Annotated in this window: 13 protein-coding genes and 4 tRNA genes; 11 read left to right on the forward strand and 6 right to left on the reverse strand. The window is 59.6% G+C overall.

The annotated features are described in order from the left end of the window. Window positions 1–23 precede the first annotated feature (23 nt). Entirely contained in the window at window positions 24–419 is a 396-nt protein-coding gene (msrB, locus tag RYB66_RS20775; protein ID WP_002554534.1) for a peptide-methionine (R)-S-oxide reductase MsrB, read from the forward strand. Window positions 420–569: 150 nt separating this feature from the next. Then, window positions 570–1,055 carry a glutathione peroxidase gene (locus RYB66_RS20780; protein WP_004665941.1) on the forward strand — a complete coding sequence of 162 codons (486 nt, stop codon included), beginning with the start codon at window positions 570–572 and terminating at the stop codon, window positions 1,053–1,055. Window positions 1,056–1,061: 6 nt separating this feature from the next. Here RYB66_RS20780 and RYB66_RS20785 read toward each other — a convergent pair whose 3' ends face one another. After that, complete coding sequence (locus RYB66_RS20785) at window positions 1,062–3,410, reverse strand: ATP-binding protein (protein ID WP_057404780.1); 2,349 nt, start codon at window positions 3,408–3,410, stop codon at window positions 1,062–1,064. Window positions 3,411–3,490: 80 nt separating this feature from the next. Between RYB66_RS20785 and RYB66_RS20790 the strand changes: the two genes are divergently transcribed. Further along, window positions 3,491–4,381, forward strand: a complete 891-nt coding sequence (locus RYB66_RS20790; protein WP_002554531.1) for an ATP-binding protein — start codon at window positions 3,491–3,493, stop codon at window positions 4,379–4,381. Further along, a complete protein-coding gene (locus RYB66_RS20795; protein ID WP_002554530.1) occupies window positions 4,378–4,860 on the forward strand; it encodes a GAF domain-containing protein in 483 nt (160 codons plus the stop codon). The genes RYB66_RS20790 and RYB66_RS20795 overlap by 4 nt, the downstream gene beginning before the upstream one ends. A gap of 54 nt (window positions 4,861–4,914) precedes the next feature. On the opposite strand, the gene RYB66_RS20800 is transcribed toward RYB66_RS20795, so the two are convergent. Further along, a complete protein-coding gene (locus RYB66_RS20800) occupies window positions 4,915–5,673 on the reverse strand; it encodes a hypothetical protein (RefSeq protein WP_019742402.1) in 759 nt (252 codons plus the stop codon). A gap of 294 nt (window positions 5,674–5,967) precedes the next feature. Between RYB66_RS20800 and RYB66_RS20805 the strand changes: the two genes are divergently transcribed. From RYB66_RS20805 to RYB66_RS20820, 4 genes are all read left to right on the forward strand, one after another. Next, window positions 5,968–6,043: transfer RNA gene (locus RYB66_RS20805), tRNA-Glu, on the forward strand. 2 nt (window positions 6,044–6,045) lie between these two features. Further along, window positions 6,046–6,121, forward strand: a tRNA-Gly gene (locus RYB66_RS20810). A 100-nt stretch (window positions 6,122–6,221) separates the two neighbouring features. Continuing rightward, window positions 6,222–6,297, forward strand: a tRNA-Glu gene (locus RYB66_RS20815). 4 nt (window positions 6,298–6,301) lie between these two features. Continuing rightward, window positions 6,302–6,377, forward strand: a tRNA-Gly gene (locus RYB66_RS20820). 90 nt (window positions 6,378–6,467) lie between these two features. On the opposite strand, the gene RYB66_RS20825 is transcribed toward RYB66_RS20820, so the two are convergent. Then, a complete protein-coding gene (locus RYB66_RS20825; protein WP_010194201.1) occupies window positions 6,468–6,824 on the reverse strand; it encodes a cupin domain-containing protein in 357 nt (118 codons plus the stop codon). Window positions 6,825–7,055: 231 nt separating this feature from the next. Then, window positions 7,056–7,778 (reverse strand): pirin family protein, encoded by a 723-nt coding sequence (locus tag RYB66_RS20830; RefSeq protein ID WP_002554527.1) that lies wholly within the window; start codon window positions 7,776–7,778, stop codon window positions 7,056–7,058. A gap of 188 nt (window positions 7,779–7,966) precedes the next feature. On the opposite strand from RYB66_RS20830, the gene RYB66_RS20835 reads away from it, so the two are divergent. The 3 genes from RYB66_RS20835 (at window position 7,967) to RYB66_RS20845 (ending at window position 12,282) form a co-directional block, all read left to right on the forward strand. Then, the gene (locus tag RYB66_RS20835; protein ID WP_005744671.1) at window positions 7,967–8,875 is read left to right on the forward strand and encodes a LysR family transcriptional regulator; all 909 of its coding nucleotides are present in this window, start codon (window positions 7,967–7,969) and stop codon (window positions 8,873–8,875) included. Between the two features lie 115 nt (window positions 8,876–8,990). Then, window positions 8,991–9,983: an ABC transporter substrate-binding protein gene (locus RYB66_RS20840; protein ID WP_187126174.1), complete on the forward strand. Its 993-nt coding sequence runs from the start codon at window positions 8,991–8,993 to the stop codon at window positions 9,981–9,983. A 28-nt stretch (window positions 9,984–10,011) separates the two neighbouring features. Then, a complete protein-coding gene (locus tag RYB66_RS20845) occupies window positions 10,012–12,282 on the forward strand; it encodes a molybdopterin guanine dinucleotide-containing S/N-oxide reductase (RefSeq protein ID WP_005781756.1) in 2,271 nt (756 codons plus the stop codon). Between the two features lie 7 nt (window positions 12,283–12,289). Here RYB66_RS20845 and RYB66_RS20850 read toward each other — a convergent pair whose 3' ends face one another. Then, complete coding sequence (locus RYB66_RS20850) at window positions 12,290–13,483, reverse strand: acyl-CoA dehydrogenase family protein (protein WP_005781758.1); 1,194 nt, start codon at window positions 13,481–13,483, stop codon at window positions 12,290–12,292. Window positions 13,484–13,515: 32 nt separating this feature from the next. After that, window positions 13,516–14,505 (reverse strand): ABC transporter substrate-binding protein, encoded by a 990-nt coding sequence (locus RYB66_RS20855; RefSeq protein WP_005781759.1) that lies wholly within the window; start codon window positions 14,503–14,505, stop codon window positions 13,516–13,518. Window positions 14,506–14,536 lie beyond the last annotated feature (31 nt).

Below are 14,536 nucleotides of genomic sequence, written 5' to 3' on the forward strand. Positions count from 1 at the left end.
TTTTCGAATTCGGAGGTGTACCTGTGGACAAGTTGCAGAAAACGCTTGAAGAGTGGAAAGAGATGCTCGACCCGGCGCAGTATCAGGTTTGCCGCCTGAAAGGCACCGAGCGGCCGTTTTCCGGTAAGTACAACGAGACAAAGACAGAAGGCGTCTACCACTGCATCTGCTGCAATGAGCCGCTGTTCGATTCCACTACCAAGTTCGATTCGGGCTGCGGCTGGCCCAGCTTTTATGCGCCGCTGGAAGGTAGCGCGGTGGTCGAAGTGCGCGATGTCAGCCACGGCATGATTCGTACCGAAGTGGTCTGTGCCAAATGCGACGCTCACCTGGGTCATGTGTTTCCCGATGGTCCGCCACCGACCGGGTTGCGTTACTGCATCAACTCGGTGTGCCTGGACCTGGTCCCTCGCCAGTAGCCGGGCGATTGCTGTGCCGCTGCGCGCAGCGGCTCCGGGCTTATCGACCTGTATCAATACCGAAAATTGGCGTGCGCCGCACGCCGTTGCAGGCTAAGGTCAGTGCTCACATTCAGATCCCGCCACCGCCTGGTCTTGAGGCCTCTTTTGATGAGCGAAAACCTGCTGAGTATCCCGGTCACTACGATCAAGGGAGAACAGAAAACCCTCGCCGACTACGCTGGCAAGGCGGTGCTGGTGGTCAATACGGCCAGTAAATGCGGCTTTACCCCGCAATATAAAGGCCTGGAAAAACTCTGGCTGGACTACAAGGATAAAGGGCTGGTAGTGCTGGGCTTCCCTTGCAATCAGTTCGGCAAGCAGGAGCCGGGTGACGAGGGCGCGATTTCCGGGTTTTGCGAACTGAACTACGGGGTCAGCTTCCCGCTGTTCAAGAAGATCGACGTGAACGGCGCTCAGGCCCATCCCTTGTTCGTTCAGCTCAAGCAGCAGGCACCGGGGTTGCTGGGGACCGAGCGAATCAAGTGGAATTTCACCAAGTTCCTGATTGGCAGGAATGGCGCGCTGGTCAAGCGTTTCGCCCCGTTGACCAAGCCCGAGGAACTGACCGGTGAAATCGAAGCGCTGCTGCGCTAAGCCGTTTCAGCGGATATCAGCGATGGGAATCCACTGGTCCAGAATGCCCGCCAGTTCGGCGCGCCGGAATGGCTTGGCCAGGTAGTCGTTCATGCCTGCCGCCTTGCAGCGCTCACGTTCATCGGGCATGGCGTTGGCGGTAAGTGCCACGATCGGCAGGTTTGGCCAGCGGCCGCTGCTGCGGATCTGGCGGCTGGCTTCATAGCCGTCCATGACGGGCATGTTGCAGTCCATCAACACCAGATCAAAGTGGCCTTGCTCCAATTGTTCCAAGGCCTCGCCTCCGTGACTGCTGATGATCACTTCGCACCCCAGCTTGCCAAGTATGCCCTTGGCCACCAGCTGATTGACCGGGTTGTCTTCCACCAACAGTACTCTGGCCATGCGCTGAGCCGTTTGCTCTGGCGCTTTTGTGTCCCTGACGCCTGTCTCTTCCTGACCCAGTACACGCCGCAGCGTGTGGTAAAGCGCGTTGCGCGCCAGTGGTCGAGCCTGCTGTTGCAGCGGGGCAAGGGCTGTAGCCTGTTCGCCGGGCATGAAATTGCCATAGGCGGTGACCAGCAGGATCGGCACGGGTGTAGTGGGGCGAATCGCAAACAGGCATTCGGGGCAGTCGGTAATGACCAGGTCCGGGCTGCTGTCGAGGTCCACGTCTTCCGGGCGATCATCAATGCTGCGTCGCTTGAGATCGACCCCCCAGGTTGGCAGCAGGTTGCCAAGCAGCTCCACCAGGCCGCTGCCAGCCGAGCTGACCACAGTGACCCGGCCCCTGAGCGCGGTCTGAGTGACTGCGGACACATGCACCGGCAGCGGCAGCTCGGCGCAGAACTGACTGCCGAAACCGGACTGTGACTGGATACTCAGCGTGCCATTCATGGCCTCGCAGAGATTGTTGGTCAGCGCCAGACCCAGCCCGGTGCCGCCATACTGCCGAGTGATGGCGGTTTCTGCCTGAGTGAACGGCTGGAATATTTTCGCCTGGGCGTCCTGCGCAATCCCGATGCCGGTGTCACGGACTTCGATGCGTACCCGGTTTTCTCCGCTGACATCTTTATGGTGAGTCAGACGCACATCCACGCGCCCAAAACGGGTGAACTTGAGTGCGTTGGACAGCAGGTTGCTGACGATCTGCCGCACCCGGGTAGGGTCGCCAGTAACCATGGCCGGAAAGTCCGGCGCAATCAGGCAGGTCAGCTCCACGCTGGGGGCCGCATTCTGTGACAGCAGGTTGGCGGTGTCCTCGATCAACACCCCAAGGTCGAAGGGAATGCGCTCGATCTCCAGATGACCTGCGTCGAACTTGGACATGTCGAGAATATCGTTAAGCAGTTCGACCAGCACCTTGCCGGAGTCGTGGGCGATCATCAGTTGCTGGCGCTGCTCGGCGCTGAGCGGGCTGTCCAGTGACAGCGCCAGCATACCCAGCAGGCCGTTGAGCGGGGTGCGGATTTCGTGGCTCATGTGCGCCAGAAACGCCGAGCGCGCATGGGCCATATCCAGCGCCGTACTGCGCGCTATCTGTAGTTCCTCGTTGGATTCGCGCAGGCGTATGTTGCTGGCCTTGAGCTCATTGGTGCGTGCCGAAACAATGTTTTCCAGTTCGTTGAGATGTTCGGTCAGCCGATCTTCGGCCGCGCGTCGTCTGGAGAACTCGCTGCCCATGGTTTCGAATTGACGGTTGAAGGTCGCGACCAATACGCCGATTTCATCCTGCTCATGGTGAGGCGGGCAGGTTATTTTCCCTTGGTCGGGGTTGCGCGGGTCGCGACTGCTCAGTTCGCGGATCACCCTTACCAGCGGCTTGGTCAGGGTGGCGTAGAACAGAATGGTCAGAATGCCGGCCAGCGCCAGGCTGCGCACGAAGCCGTTGAGCAGAGTGATTTCGGCGCGCTGCAGAAAGTGGCTGCCGAAAGCGAAGGTGTCCACGGTCAGGTACAGTGTGCCGATGGTTTCATCGGGCAAATGGTTGAGGTGCAGTTTTTCCTGAAACTGACGGCTTTCACCGAACAGCCAATCGCTGAACACCCGATAGCGCCCTGTCGCCATGGGGCGTTCGACGCTTGCAAGCACGGCGTCATTGTTATCGGTCAGTCTGGCGCTGACCACGGCAGGCGAGCGCAGCAGCCCGAGTGTCAGCTCCTGAGCCAGCTCCGAGTCGATGTTGTAGGCAATGCGCGATGCCGGGTTCTGGATGATTTCCAGCAGTGATTTGATTTCACGATTGATGGACGCGTCTTCGCTGGCATAATCGATTGCAATCTGGAACAGACTCAGCAAGGTCCCCAGCGCGAAGCCGATCAATACAGCCAGGCGCGCCTGCTTGAACGAAAGCCTGTTTTTGAGCGATATATCCATGAGTACTTACTGCCACTTCTGGTTGGCCAAGCATAGCTGATAGGCACTGCTGACCAATCAGTTAAATATAAGGAGATCCCGTGGATTCTCGGTTGGATGCTTTTCTGCAACGCGCCGATGCCGTGCTGGCCCGGCTGGAACCGCTGTTGCCAGCCGTGCGCGAGCCGGTCGACTGGTCACAGACGCTTGCCGCGCGCTGGGTGCAAGAGGGGCGTAGCGGCTACCTGATGCCGTTGCAGGTGAGCCTGGATACGCGCCTGACCGATCTGATCGGCGTCGACCTGCAGCGCGATCAGTTGGGGCGCAATACACGTCAGTTTATCGATGGCCTGCCTGCCAACCATGCCTTGCTCTGGGGCTCGCGCGGCACCGGCAAGTCGTCCCTGATCCGCGCTCTGCTGGCCGAGCACGCCTCGGCCGGTCTGCGCCTGATCGAGATCGAGCGTGATCATCTGGGCGACTTGCCGCGTGTGGTCGAACAACTGCACAAACTGCCGCAGCGCTTTGTACTGTTCTGCGATGACCTGTCGTTCGAGTCGGGCGAGGGTGATTATCGCGTACTGAAAAGCGTGCTTGACGGCTCGCTGGAGCAGGCACCGGATAACGTATTGCTGTATGCCACCTCCAATCGCCGCCATCTGGTGCCCGAAAAGGAAAGCGACAATGTTGACTGGAAGCACGTCGACGGCGAGTTGCACCCCAGCGAGGCCGTGGAAGACAAGATCGCGTTGTCTGACCGCTTCGGCCTGTGGCTGTCGTTCTATCCATTCACTCAGGAGCATTACCTGAACGTGGTCGAGCACTGGATCACGCAACTGGCAGACAAAGCCGGCTTGCAATGGCAGCGCGACGAAAGCCTGGAAAAGGCTGCGATTCGCTGGGCGACCGCGCGTGGCAATCGCAATGGCCGCTGCGCATATCAATTTGCACGTTACTGGGTAGGACTTGAATTGTTGGAGCAACACACATGATCGATTTGCAAAACACCGGTGCCGGCCTCAATGGCTACGGTCTGCTGGCCGCCCAGCTTGAGGCATTGCTGGCCGACGAGCGCGACTTCATCGCCAATGCGGCGCAGTTCTCGGCATTCCTCTATACGCAGATCGACGATCTGAACTGGGCGGGTTTTTACCTCAATCGTAACGAAGAGCTGGTGCTGGGTCCGTTTCAGGGGCAGATTGCGTGCGTGCGCATTCCCTTTGGTCGCGGCGTTTGCGGGGCAGCAGCGCAGAGTCGGCAAACCCAGCGTGTTCAGGACGTTCACGAGTTTCCCGGACACATCGCCTGCGACAGCGCATCGAACAGCGAGCTGGTGGTGCCGTTGGTCAAGGATGGGCGTCTGATCGGCGTGCTGGACCTGGACAGTCCGAGTGTGGGGCGTTTCAACGAGGTGGATCAGGCGGGGATCGAACGTCTGGCGGCTATCTTTCTGGCATCGACCGACTGTTGAGTCGCTCGACCTGCCGCTGTCCGGAGCACAGGTCCGGCAGCGGCGGGGCAGTCATCAATCGTAGATGACTTTCTTCTTCCATTCGGATTCGGTTTCGTCTGCCTTCAGGCCTTCGGTCAGCGCGTTGTCGTCGTCTTCGGATGGCGCGGTATTGGTCAGTACCATTGAGTTGGCGCGGGCCAGTTGTTTTTCCATCGCCAGCAACTGCTGTTGGTACGTCACCGGGTCCGGCTGGTTGCGCAGATACTGCACGCCGCGTTCGAACGCCAGACGAGCCTGGCCCGGCTGGTCCTGACTGAGGGCCATCTGACCGAGGTTGTTGAAGAACTCGATGTGTAGGGTGACCAGAATCGTGCGGATTTCGCGGATCCAGTGTTTGGCTTCGCTGGTTTGCAGAAAGCCGTCATGTGCAGCTCGGGTCACCTGACCATGCAGGGCTTCCAGAAGGAAACGCACGTCCTTGGCCTTGGCTTCGGTCTGGATCGGCGTGACCGGGTTGGGGATGTCGATGCGTTCGCCTTTGCCGATCTGCTCTTCCAGCTCGCCGATGCGGTGCTTGAGTTGAGCGTTACCCTTGTCCAGGCTGAGCATGCGCTGCACGACGTTCAGTTCCAGACGCGTAAGCAGCAGCTTCAAGGCTGGCGACATCAACTGGCCGGGGAATACTTCGGTGATTTCGCTGCAGCGACGCAAGCGATCACTGAGTTCGACCTTGGTGCGGGCCTTTTCCAGTTTGCCGTTTTCAGCGACGTGATTCAGGTAGCCGATCGCGATGAGCAGAGCGATACCTGCTAATACCATCAGCGTGATCATGAGTGGAGTCACTGTGCAAACCTCATTTGTTCAATTAGTTTTAGTGCGAGTGTAGTGGCTAAGCACTACTGCGCATAGATGTCCCTCCTGGAGTTTGTCGGCATCTCTTCTATATAGATTAGGCAGCTGAACGATTGGCGACAGTCGGTCAGCGTCCGAACGGCATCGAAGTTATTGATTTCAATAAATTTTCACATGGGGGTTGACGACCCCTCAATCCATCCATAGAATGCGCGCCACTTACAGCGTAAAGCACACAGCGTAGCGCAAATAAGTAGTGAATGTTGTACGTGTGTCCCCTTCGTCTAGTGGCCTAGGACACCGCCCTTTCACGGCGGTAACAGGGGTTCGAGTCCCCTAGGGGACGCCATTGCGGGAATAGCTCAGTTGGTAGAGCACGACCTTGCCAAGGTCGGGGTCGCGAGTTCGAGTCTCGTTTCCCGCTCCAATTTTAAGCAGCTTTGCCTCAGGGCAGGGTTGAGTGAAACCAGAACACATCTTCGGATGATGTCTGGAACTGAAACACACACCATTGTGTTTCAGGCAGTGTCCCCTTCGTCTAGTGGCCTAGGACACCGCCCTTTCACGGCGGTAACAGGGGTTCGAGTCCCCTAGGGGACGCCATATTGCGGGAATAGCTCAGTTGGTAGAGCACGACCTTGCCAAGGTCGGGGTCGCGAGTTCGAGTCTCGTTTCCCGCTCCAAATTCACAAAAACGCCGCTCATCAGAGCGGCGTTTTTGTTTGTGCGTTTTGAGCATCTTTATAAAAGATCATCTTTCCCGCATGTCACGCTCAGTCCTGTCTGGATGCCAGTAACTCGTCGAGCTGCGGCATCAGGGTCACGCTCTCCTGCTCGTTGGGATCAGTACGCGCGACCAGAACCTTTGCTTCGCGCTCGTTGCTGCGGTTATAGGGCACATGCGGCATTCCCGCCGGGATATAAAAGAAGTCGCCTTGTTCCACGATGGCATGCTTTTCCAGCGACTCGCCATACCAGCAGCCGGTGGCTTCACTCAGGGCATAGATGGCGGTTTCATGCTCCTGATGTTTGTGAGCCTTACCCCTGCCTCCAGGGGCAATTGTCAGCAGCTGCATATGGATATGTCGGGCACCTGCACTTTGTGCGGAGATGCCGACCTGATAATCCATACCCTGCTTGCCTTGAGAGGGCTTGGCGGGTTTCAAAAGGACACAATCAAGTTGATCGCTGGCCACGGTTTTCTCCTCGCCTGATGCTCGATAGCGCTGACCCACCCGGCCCGCTGCCCGGCAAGGGCAGGGGGAGTGAATACTATGCCTTGTCGGCGGAGCGTGGCTCAGATGCAGGCGTCGATCAAGTGAAAGAAACGCCATGTCGGTCCGAGTAACGGGCCCGATGCATCAGGGCATTTGCGGCAGTTCATTGGGCCGCATGTCAAAAACCAACACTTCTGCGTCAACGCCTTCGCTCAGGCTAATGACCTGTTCGTTGCGCAAACGCACCCCGTCACCTTCGTCAAGCGGCTGCCCATTGAGCACCACACTGCCACGGGCGACATGCACGTAGGCATATCGGTTGGCAGCCAGTTCCAGGGTCGCAGTTTCATTGCCATTGAACAGACCGGCATACACACGAGCGTCCTGACGGACCTTGAGCGCACCGTTCTCGCCTTCTGGCGAAATGATCAGCTGCAAATGACCGCGTTTCTGTTCAGCGCTGAAATGCTCCTGCTGGTAGTTCGGGGTTGCGCCTGCAACATTCGGCACGATCCATATCTGCAGAAAATGCACGCCCTCGGTGTGCGAATGGTTGAACTCGCTGTGCGCCACGCCGCTGCCGGCACTCATCAATTGCACGTCGCCAGGGCGAATCACCGACCCGGTGCCCAGCGTATCCTTGTGTTCCAACGCACCTTCCAGCACGTAGGAAAAGATTTCCATGTCACGGTGTGGGTGCTGGCCGAAACCTTTGCCCGCAATCACGCGGTCGTCGTTGATCACCAGCAGATCGGAAAAGCCCTGCTCCTGAGGGTTGCGATAACCGGCAAAGGAAAAGGTATGAAAGGATTTCAACCAGCCATGGTTGGCAGCGCCGCGGTCGGAAGCTTTACGAAGAGTCAGCATGATTCTTTCTCCATCCGTCTATCGACGCTGCACATTCAGCAATCGATCAAGTGAGACAAAGGTTACGGCTTATCGACTGTCGCAATAAGTAGCTGGAACATGAATGACTGTCTCGCTGTGGTTGACAGTGCCGGTTGGCACGTTACGCTCTGTCGAACAGCACCCAGCGTTCACTCAGGCCACGACACATGAACCCTTTTGAAGACATGCGGATTTTCTGCCAGGTCATGGAGTCCGGAAGCTTCACGGCGGCGTCCGACAAGCTGGGCCTGTCTAAGCAATTTGTCAGTCGGCGCCTGATGCAACTGGAGGAACGGCTGGGCGTACGTTTGCTCAACCGCTCGACGCGACGTCTGGATGTCACGCCGCTGGGGCAGAGTTATTACGAGTCTGCCCTGCGCCTGCTGGCCGAGGTCGAACAGGTCGAGCAGGGGATTACCGGGCAGAACAGCGAGCCACGCGGCACCTTGCGCCTGAGTGCGCCGCTGTCGTTTGCCGTTGCGCATCTGGGCTGTCTGCTGCCGCTGTTTTTGCAGCGCTACCGCGACGTGGCGGTGGAGGTGGACCTGAGCGACCGTGCGGTGGACTTGATCAGCGAAGGCTATGACCTGGTGCTGCGTATCGGGGTGCTGGAAGACTCCAGCCTGATCGCCCGGCGCATTGCCTCGATTGATCGGGTCTACTGCGCCAGCCCTGCCTACCTGGCCGAGCGCGGTACGCCGCAAAAACCCGAAGATCTGCACGCTCATGATTGCCTGCCCTATGGCCACAGCCGTCAGGCGCAATGGCGTTTTCAGGTGCAGGGCAAGCCTTTGATATTGAACATCAGCGGGCGGATGCGCGCCAATAATGGCGAGCTGCTGAGAGACACGGCGGTGGCCGGGCTGGGCATCACCTACCTGCCGACGTTCATTGTTGGCGCGGCGCTGCGTGACGGCAGCCTGGTGCGGGTGCTCGATGACTTGCGGCCCGAGCCCTTGACGCTGTCAGCGGTTTATCCCCAGCACCGTCAGGCCTCACGTCCAGTGCAGGCATTCATCGAATTCCTGCGCGAGCGTCTGGAATCAGGTGTCGAGCTCAATGAACCGCCTGGCTGAGCGCTTCGTCGAACAGGGTTAGATAATTTTTTTGCATCTTAGGCTAGAACAAAAATGAATTTAGCTAATTTTTGTTCGGGTGTTAGGGTCGTTGCCGATCAATTCGATCTGCCCGATGCTTCTGGAGACCCTGCCTGTGCCGACAACTATCATCTGCTGGAGCCAACGCCTGCTGACGGGCCTGGCGCTGGGCCTTTTGGCCACGCTGAACACCCAGGCTGCCGAACTGATTGTCGGTGATCAGAGTTACAGCGCCCGGACCGTGATGGAAGCGGCCGGTGTACTCAAGGATCTGCCCTACGAGCTTGAATGGAAGCAGTTCACCGCAGGCTCGCCGGTCGCCGAAGCGTTGAACGTCGGTAGCCTGGACATCGGTTTGCTGGGCGATTCGCCTGCGCTGTTCATGGGCGCGCTGGGTGCGCCGATCAAGGTCATCGGCGTATCGCGGCAGAACCTCGACGGCGTTGCGATTGTGGTGCGCAAGGATTCGCCGATCAAAACCGTCGCGGATCTGGCCGGCAAGAAAGTCGCCATCTGGAAAGGCTCGTTCAGCCAGCAACTGATGCTCACCGCGCTGGACAAGGCGGGTGTCGCCCGCGATGCCGTGGACTATCGCTACCTTAGTGCACTGGATTCCTCTCACGCGCTGGATGGCGGCTCGGTGGACGCGATTGCGACCTGGGAGCCCTATGTCACTCAACAGGAGCGTCAGGGCGCACGAATCATTGCAACTGCCGACGGCTTGATCCCTGCGCAAAGCTTTATTGTCGCCAACGATCAGGCCATCAAGGACAAGCGCGAGCAGATCAGCGATTTCCTGCAGCGCCTGCAAGCCGCGCGCGCCTGGTCGGTCAGCGACCCGCAGCACAATGAAATCTACGCCAACGCCTGGGCTGCGCTGACCAAAGCCGATGCACAAGTGGCGCGCCGCTGGTTTTCCCGCGCCCAGGTCGTGGTGGTGCCGATCACCCCGCAAGTGGTGGCAGGCGCACAGCAGACTATCGATTTTTTCAACCACGCCGGGCTGACCAAACGCTATCCTGCTGCCAGCGTGTTTGACGAGTCGTTCAATGCGGCGCTGGACAGCCAGACGCAGGTTGCCCGCTGAACGACTGCCTTGTCCTGGAGCCTTCACCATGAGTTTTACGTCATTGCATTGGGGTGTTTATCGCCCGCAGGTCGAGGAAGGCAAGTTGAAAGCCCTGCTGCCTGGGGAGTGGGACAAGGACCCTTCACCTATTGGCGATTCGGTTGCCGATGCCATTACCTCGCCCACACGCGTCATGCGCCCGGCGATACGTCGCAGTTTTCTTCAGCAAGCCGGCGGGCGACCCGATCTGCGTGGGCAGGAGCCGTTCGTCGAGGTCTCCTGGGAGGTGGCGCTGGATCTGGTCGCCAGTGAGTTGCAGCGCGTCAAAGGCGAGTATGGCAATCAGGCAATTTTTGGCGGCAGCTACGGCTGGGGCAGCGCGGGGCGTTTTCATCACGCACAAAGCCAGCTGCATCGCTTCCTCAACTGCATCGGCGGTTATGTATTCAGTACCGACAGCTACAGCCTGGGGGCCGGGCGGGTGCTGATGCCGCACATTGTCGGCAACATGGACTGGCTGCTGGCGGCGCATACGTCCTGGAAAAATCTCGCCGAGCACTGCGAGCTGTTCGTCGCCTTCGGGGGGTTGCCCGCCAAGAATGCGCAGACCAGCCCCGGTGGTGCCAGTGACCATCTGCTGGCCGACGCGTTGCAACGCATGTCCGACGCCGGAGTGGAGTTCGTCAACGTCAGCCCGCTGCGTGATGACCTGGCTGGCCCAGCGCACAACCAGTGGCTGGCGGTACGCCCCGGCAGCGACACGGCGTTGATGATGGCGCTTGCCTGGGTATTGATCAGCGAAGGGCTGCACAACGAAGATTTCGTTCAGCGCTACACCGTGGGCTATGAGCGTTTTCGCGATTATCTGCTGGGTCACGTCGACGGCCAGCCTAAGGACCCGCAGTGGGCCGCTGCATTGACCGATATCCCTGCGCAGCAGATTGTCGACCTGGCGCGGCGCATGGCCAGTAAACGCACCATGATCAATGTCGCTTATTCATTGCAACGTTCTATACATGGCGAGCAACCGTTCTGGATGACCGTCACCCTGGCGGCGTTGTTGGGGCAGATCGGTTTGCCTGGTGGCGGCTTTGGCCTGGGTTATGGCTGCATGAACAACACCGGCAGCGGCCGCAAGGCGTTCTCCGGGCCGCGCTTTTCCCAAGGCAGTAATCCGGTCAAGGACTTCATTCCGGTTGCGCGGGTGACAGATATGTTGCTCAACCCCGGCACACCCTTCGATTACAACGGGCAGCAGCAGACTTACCCGGATATTCGCCTGGTGTACTGGGCGGGTGGCAATATCTTTCACCACCATCAAGACCTCAATCGGCTGCTGGAAGCGTGGCAGCGGCCGCAAACCATCATCGTTCACGAGCAGTTCTGGACCGCTCAGGCACGCTATGCCGACATCGTGCTGCCAGCCACCACGGCGCTGGAACGCAATGACATCGGCAGCTCGGCGTCCGATCGTTTCATGATTGCGATGCAGCAGGCCATCGCGCCGGTGGGCGAGTCTCGTGATGACTATTCGATTCTGGCCGGGCTGGCCGAGCGGCTGGGTGTGGCGCAGGCGTTTACCGAAGGACGTGATGCCCAGGCCTGGCTGCATTTTATTTACGATGAGTCTCGGCAGCGCGCTGAAACCTTTGGTATTACCCTGCCGGATTTCGAACAGTTCTGGCGTGACGGATTACTGGAAATAGACTATCCCCAGACCGATAACGTACTGCTCAAGTCCTTTCGCGATGACCCTGACGCGCATCCACTGCCGACGCCGTCCGGGCGTATCGAAATTTTCTCCGAGCGCATCGCAGGCTTCGCTTATGCGGACTGTCCTGGCCATCCGGTATGGCTGGATAAACCTGCGTCTACCCACGCGCTGCACCTGCTGTCCAATCAACCCAAAACCCGCCTGCACAGTCAGTACGACCACGGCAGCTACAGTCGTTCCTCGAAAATTCAGGCACGCGAGCCGCTGACCCTGAACCCGCTGGATGCGCAAATGCGCGGGTTGGTCGATGGTGATGTGGCCAAGGTCTTCAATGAGCGGGGGGCGTTTCTGGCTGGAGTAATCGTATCGGACAGTATTCGGCCTGGCGTTGTGCAGATTGCCACCGGTGCCTGGTTCGATCCTTTGGTGCATGGCGAGCCGGGCAGTCTGGAAAAGCACGGCAACCCTAATGTGATCACCCAGGACATCGGTGCTTCCAGCCTGTCGCAAGGGTGTGCGGCGCAGACCGCGTCGGTGGATATCGTCAAATGGGATCAGGCACTGCCGCCGGTGACGGCGTTCGAGCCGCCGTCACTGCTCTGAGTGCGTTTTACTGCTCTTTATTACGCGCCGCAAAAACCGCCTTGCCCACGCTGGCTAATACCGCGTCGTTCTGCGGCGTATGTACCCGGCCGCACAGCACGTTGCGGTAATGGCGCTGCAGCGGGTTGCTGCGTGAAAGTCCCGGATTCCCCGAGGCCTCGATGGCCAGTTCCACCGCACGGATAGCATTACCGGTCACCAGGTATTTGATCTGTGCAGCATGCTGTGCGGGCGTGTGGCCCTGGGCCGCGGACTGCAGCAGGCTCTGGTTGGCGAACAGCAAGGTGTCGATCTGCCCGACGGTTTCCTGAAAGCGCGGCAGGGTCGACAGCGTAGCCCCGAGGTTGGACGGCTTGCGCTGTTCCAGCCAGTGCACCAGCCAGTCGCGGGCGGAATGGGCGATGCCGTCGTAGACCGACGACAGCAGCACCGACATCCACAGCATGCCCGACCCATCAAGTTCGGATTGCGGGGCGCTCCACGGGCTAACGCTGACGGCATGATCGAGCGGCACCAGCACGTTGTCGAAGCGGACTTCGTGGCTGCTGGTGGCGCGCATGCCCAAGTGGTCCCAGTCCTCGATGATCCTGATGCCCGGCGTGTCCTTGTGGACCAGCCAGCTGCCCACCAGCGGATCATCGTCGTCGCTGCGCGCCCACACGGCAAACCAGGTCAGGCCATGACTGCCGGTGGAGTAGATCTTGCTGCCGCTGATGCGCCAGCCGTCGGCGCTGCGGCGGGCGACGGTGCCCGGCAGGCCGCCACGCGCAGGGGTGCCCAGGTCAGGCTCGACGCGCAGGGCGTTGATCAGCGCACCTTCGCGTACCGCCTCTTCGGCAACTTGTACACGTAGATGGCTCGGCCAGTTACGGTTCTCTTGCAGCCTTGAATGCTGCAGGTATTGCATGACCAGAATCAGCGCCGTCGACGGTTCGCCCTTGGCTACTGCGCTGACTACTTGCTGCGCGCGCGGCAGATCGGCACCGCCGCCGCCCAGTTCAGCCGGTACGGTCAGGCCGAGCAGGCCGTGGGTGTGCAGTAACTGAAAGTTGGCGTGAGGGAACAGGGCGCTGATGTCGTACTGCTCGGCAGTTTCAGCCAGTGTGGCGGTCAGCGTAGCCAGTCGTTCGCTGAAGTCTTCAGCCGACTCGGCTGCCGGATAATGCTGGCGCGGGGTAGGGCGCAGGGTCGAGAGTGTCATGCGGGGTCCTTTTCGCAGCGGTTAGGCAGCGGTCATTGCGTGGCAGCCTGAGCGATCTGCGCGCGTGAGGCGTTGAAGCTCTTGTCGAAGCCGGTTGAAACATCGATTTTTTTAGTCAGGATGCCTTCAGCCAGATAGGTGTCCGCAGTGTTCTGCAGTCCCTGAACGATCTGATCATCAATCGGCGTACGTTGCATTTTCGTCGCCTTGGCCACCGCCAGATGCACCGCCAGCGGCAGGCCGGTGACCTTCGCCTGAGCGGCCGCGTACTCTTCGGGATGAGCATTGGACCAGTTGAAGGCGCGCTCCACCCGGGCTACAAAATCATCCAGTTGGGCACGTTTGCCTTCAATGGCCTTGCTGGTGGCGGCGAGGTAGAGGTGATTGCTCAGCAACTCGCTGCCACTGACCAGCACACGAGCGTCGCTTTGCGCGATGGAAATCGTCGTGTAAGGGTCCCAGGTCGCCCAGGCATCGGCGTCGCCGCTGTCCAGCAACAGACGCGATTCGCTGGGCAGCAGGTTGATGAAGGTGACGTCACTGGTTTTCAGCCCGGCTTCATGCAGGGCGCGGATCGCCAGGTAGTGGCCGATGGAGCCGCGCCCGGTGACGATGCGCTTGCCCTTGAGGTCGGCAACGGTCTTGATCGGCGAGTCCTTCGAGACCAGCACCGCCGTGGTGAAACGGCCCTGGGCATGGGTAATGCTGACCACTTTCAAGGGCGCACCTGCGCCCAGCGCGAACACATAGGGCGCATCACCCAGCGCACCGATATCCACAGCGCCAGCGTTCAATGCCTCTCCCAGAGGGGCCGCCGAGGGGAACTCGGAAAACTGGATCTCGTAAGGCACGTCCTTGAGTTCGCCGGAGACCTGCAACAGTATTTTCAGCAGCGACTTCTGATTGGCGACCAACAGCGGAGCCTGCTCGGCAGCGACCACGTGCTGGCCTGTCAGCACACTGAGCAACGCGCCCAGCAGCAGGCTTTTGAGCGGTAGAGGTGATTTGAAAAAAGGCAGCATTGAGGTGTTTCTCCATTGAGTTTATCGGTCG

It is taken from the genome of Pseudomonas syringae group sp. 243L2, assembly GCF_032587875.1.
Classification (GTDB): Bacteria; Pseudomonadota; Gammaproteobacteria; order Pseudomonadales; family Pseudomonadaceae; genus Aquipseudomonas; species Aquipseudomonas amygdali.

Bases quoted from the DNA above. Each gene is read 5' to 3' on its own strand.
- RYB66_RS20780 (WP_004665941.1), top strand. From the start codon at position 570: ATGAGCGAAAACCTGCTGAGTATCCCGGTCACTACGATCAAGGGAGAA.
- RYB66_RS20785 (WP_057404780.1), bottom strand. From the start codon at position 3,410: ATGGATATATCGCTCAAAAACAGGCTTTCGTTCAAGCAGGCGCGCCTG.
- RYB66_RS20795 (WP_002554530.1), top strand. From the start codon at position 4,378: ATGATCGATTTGCAAAACACCGGTGCCGGCCTCAATGGCTACGGTCTG.
- RYB66_RS20800 (WP_019742402.1), bottom strand. From the start codon at position 5,673: ATGATCACGCTGATGGTATTAGCAGGTATCGCTCTGCTCATCGCGATC.
- RYB66_RS20825 (WP_010194201.1), bottom strand. From the start codon at position 6,824: ATGGATTATCAGGTCGGCATCTCCGCACAAAGTGCAGGTGCCCGACAT.
- RYB66_RS20830 (WP_002554527.1), bottom strand. From the start codon at position 7,778: ATGCTGACTCTTCGTAAAGCTTCCGACCGCGGCGCTGCCAACCATGGC.
- RYB66_RS20835 (WP_005744671.1), top strand. From the start codon at position 7,967: ATGAACCCTTTTGAAGACATGCGGATTTTCTGCCAGGTCATGGAGTCC.
- RYB66_RS20840 (WP_187126174.1), top strand. From the start codon at position 8,991: ATGCTTCTGGAGACCCTGCCTGTGCCGACAACTATCATCTGCTGGAGC.
- RYB66_RS20845 (WP_005781756.1), top strand. From the start codon at position 10,012: ATGAGTTTTACGTCATTGCATTGGGGTGTTTATCGCCCGCAGGTCGAG.
- RYB66_RS20850 (WP_005781758.1), bottom strand. From the start codon at position 13,483: ATGACACTCTCGACCCTGCGCCCTACCCCGCGCCAGCATTATCCGGCA.
- RYB66_RS20855 (WP_005781759.1), bottom strand. From the start codon at position 14,505: ATGCTGCCTTTTTTCAAATCACCTCTACCGCTCAAAAGCCTGCTGCTG.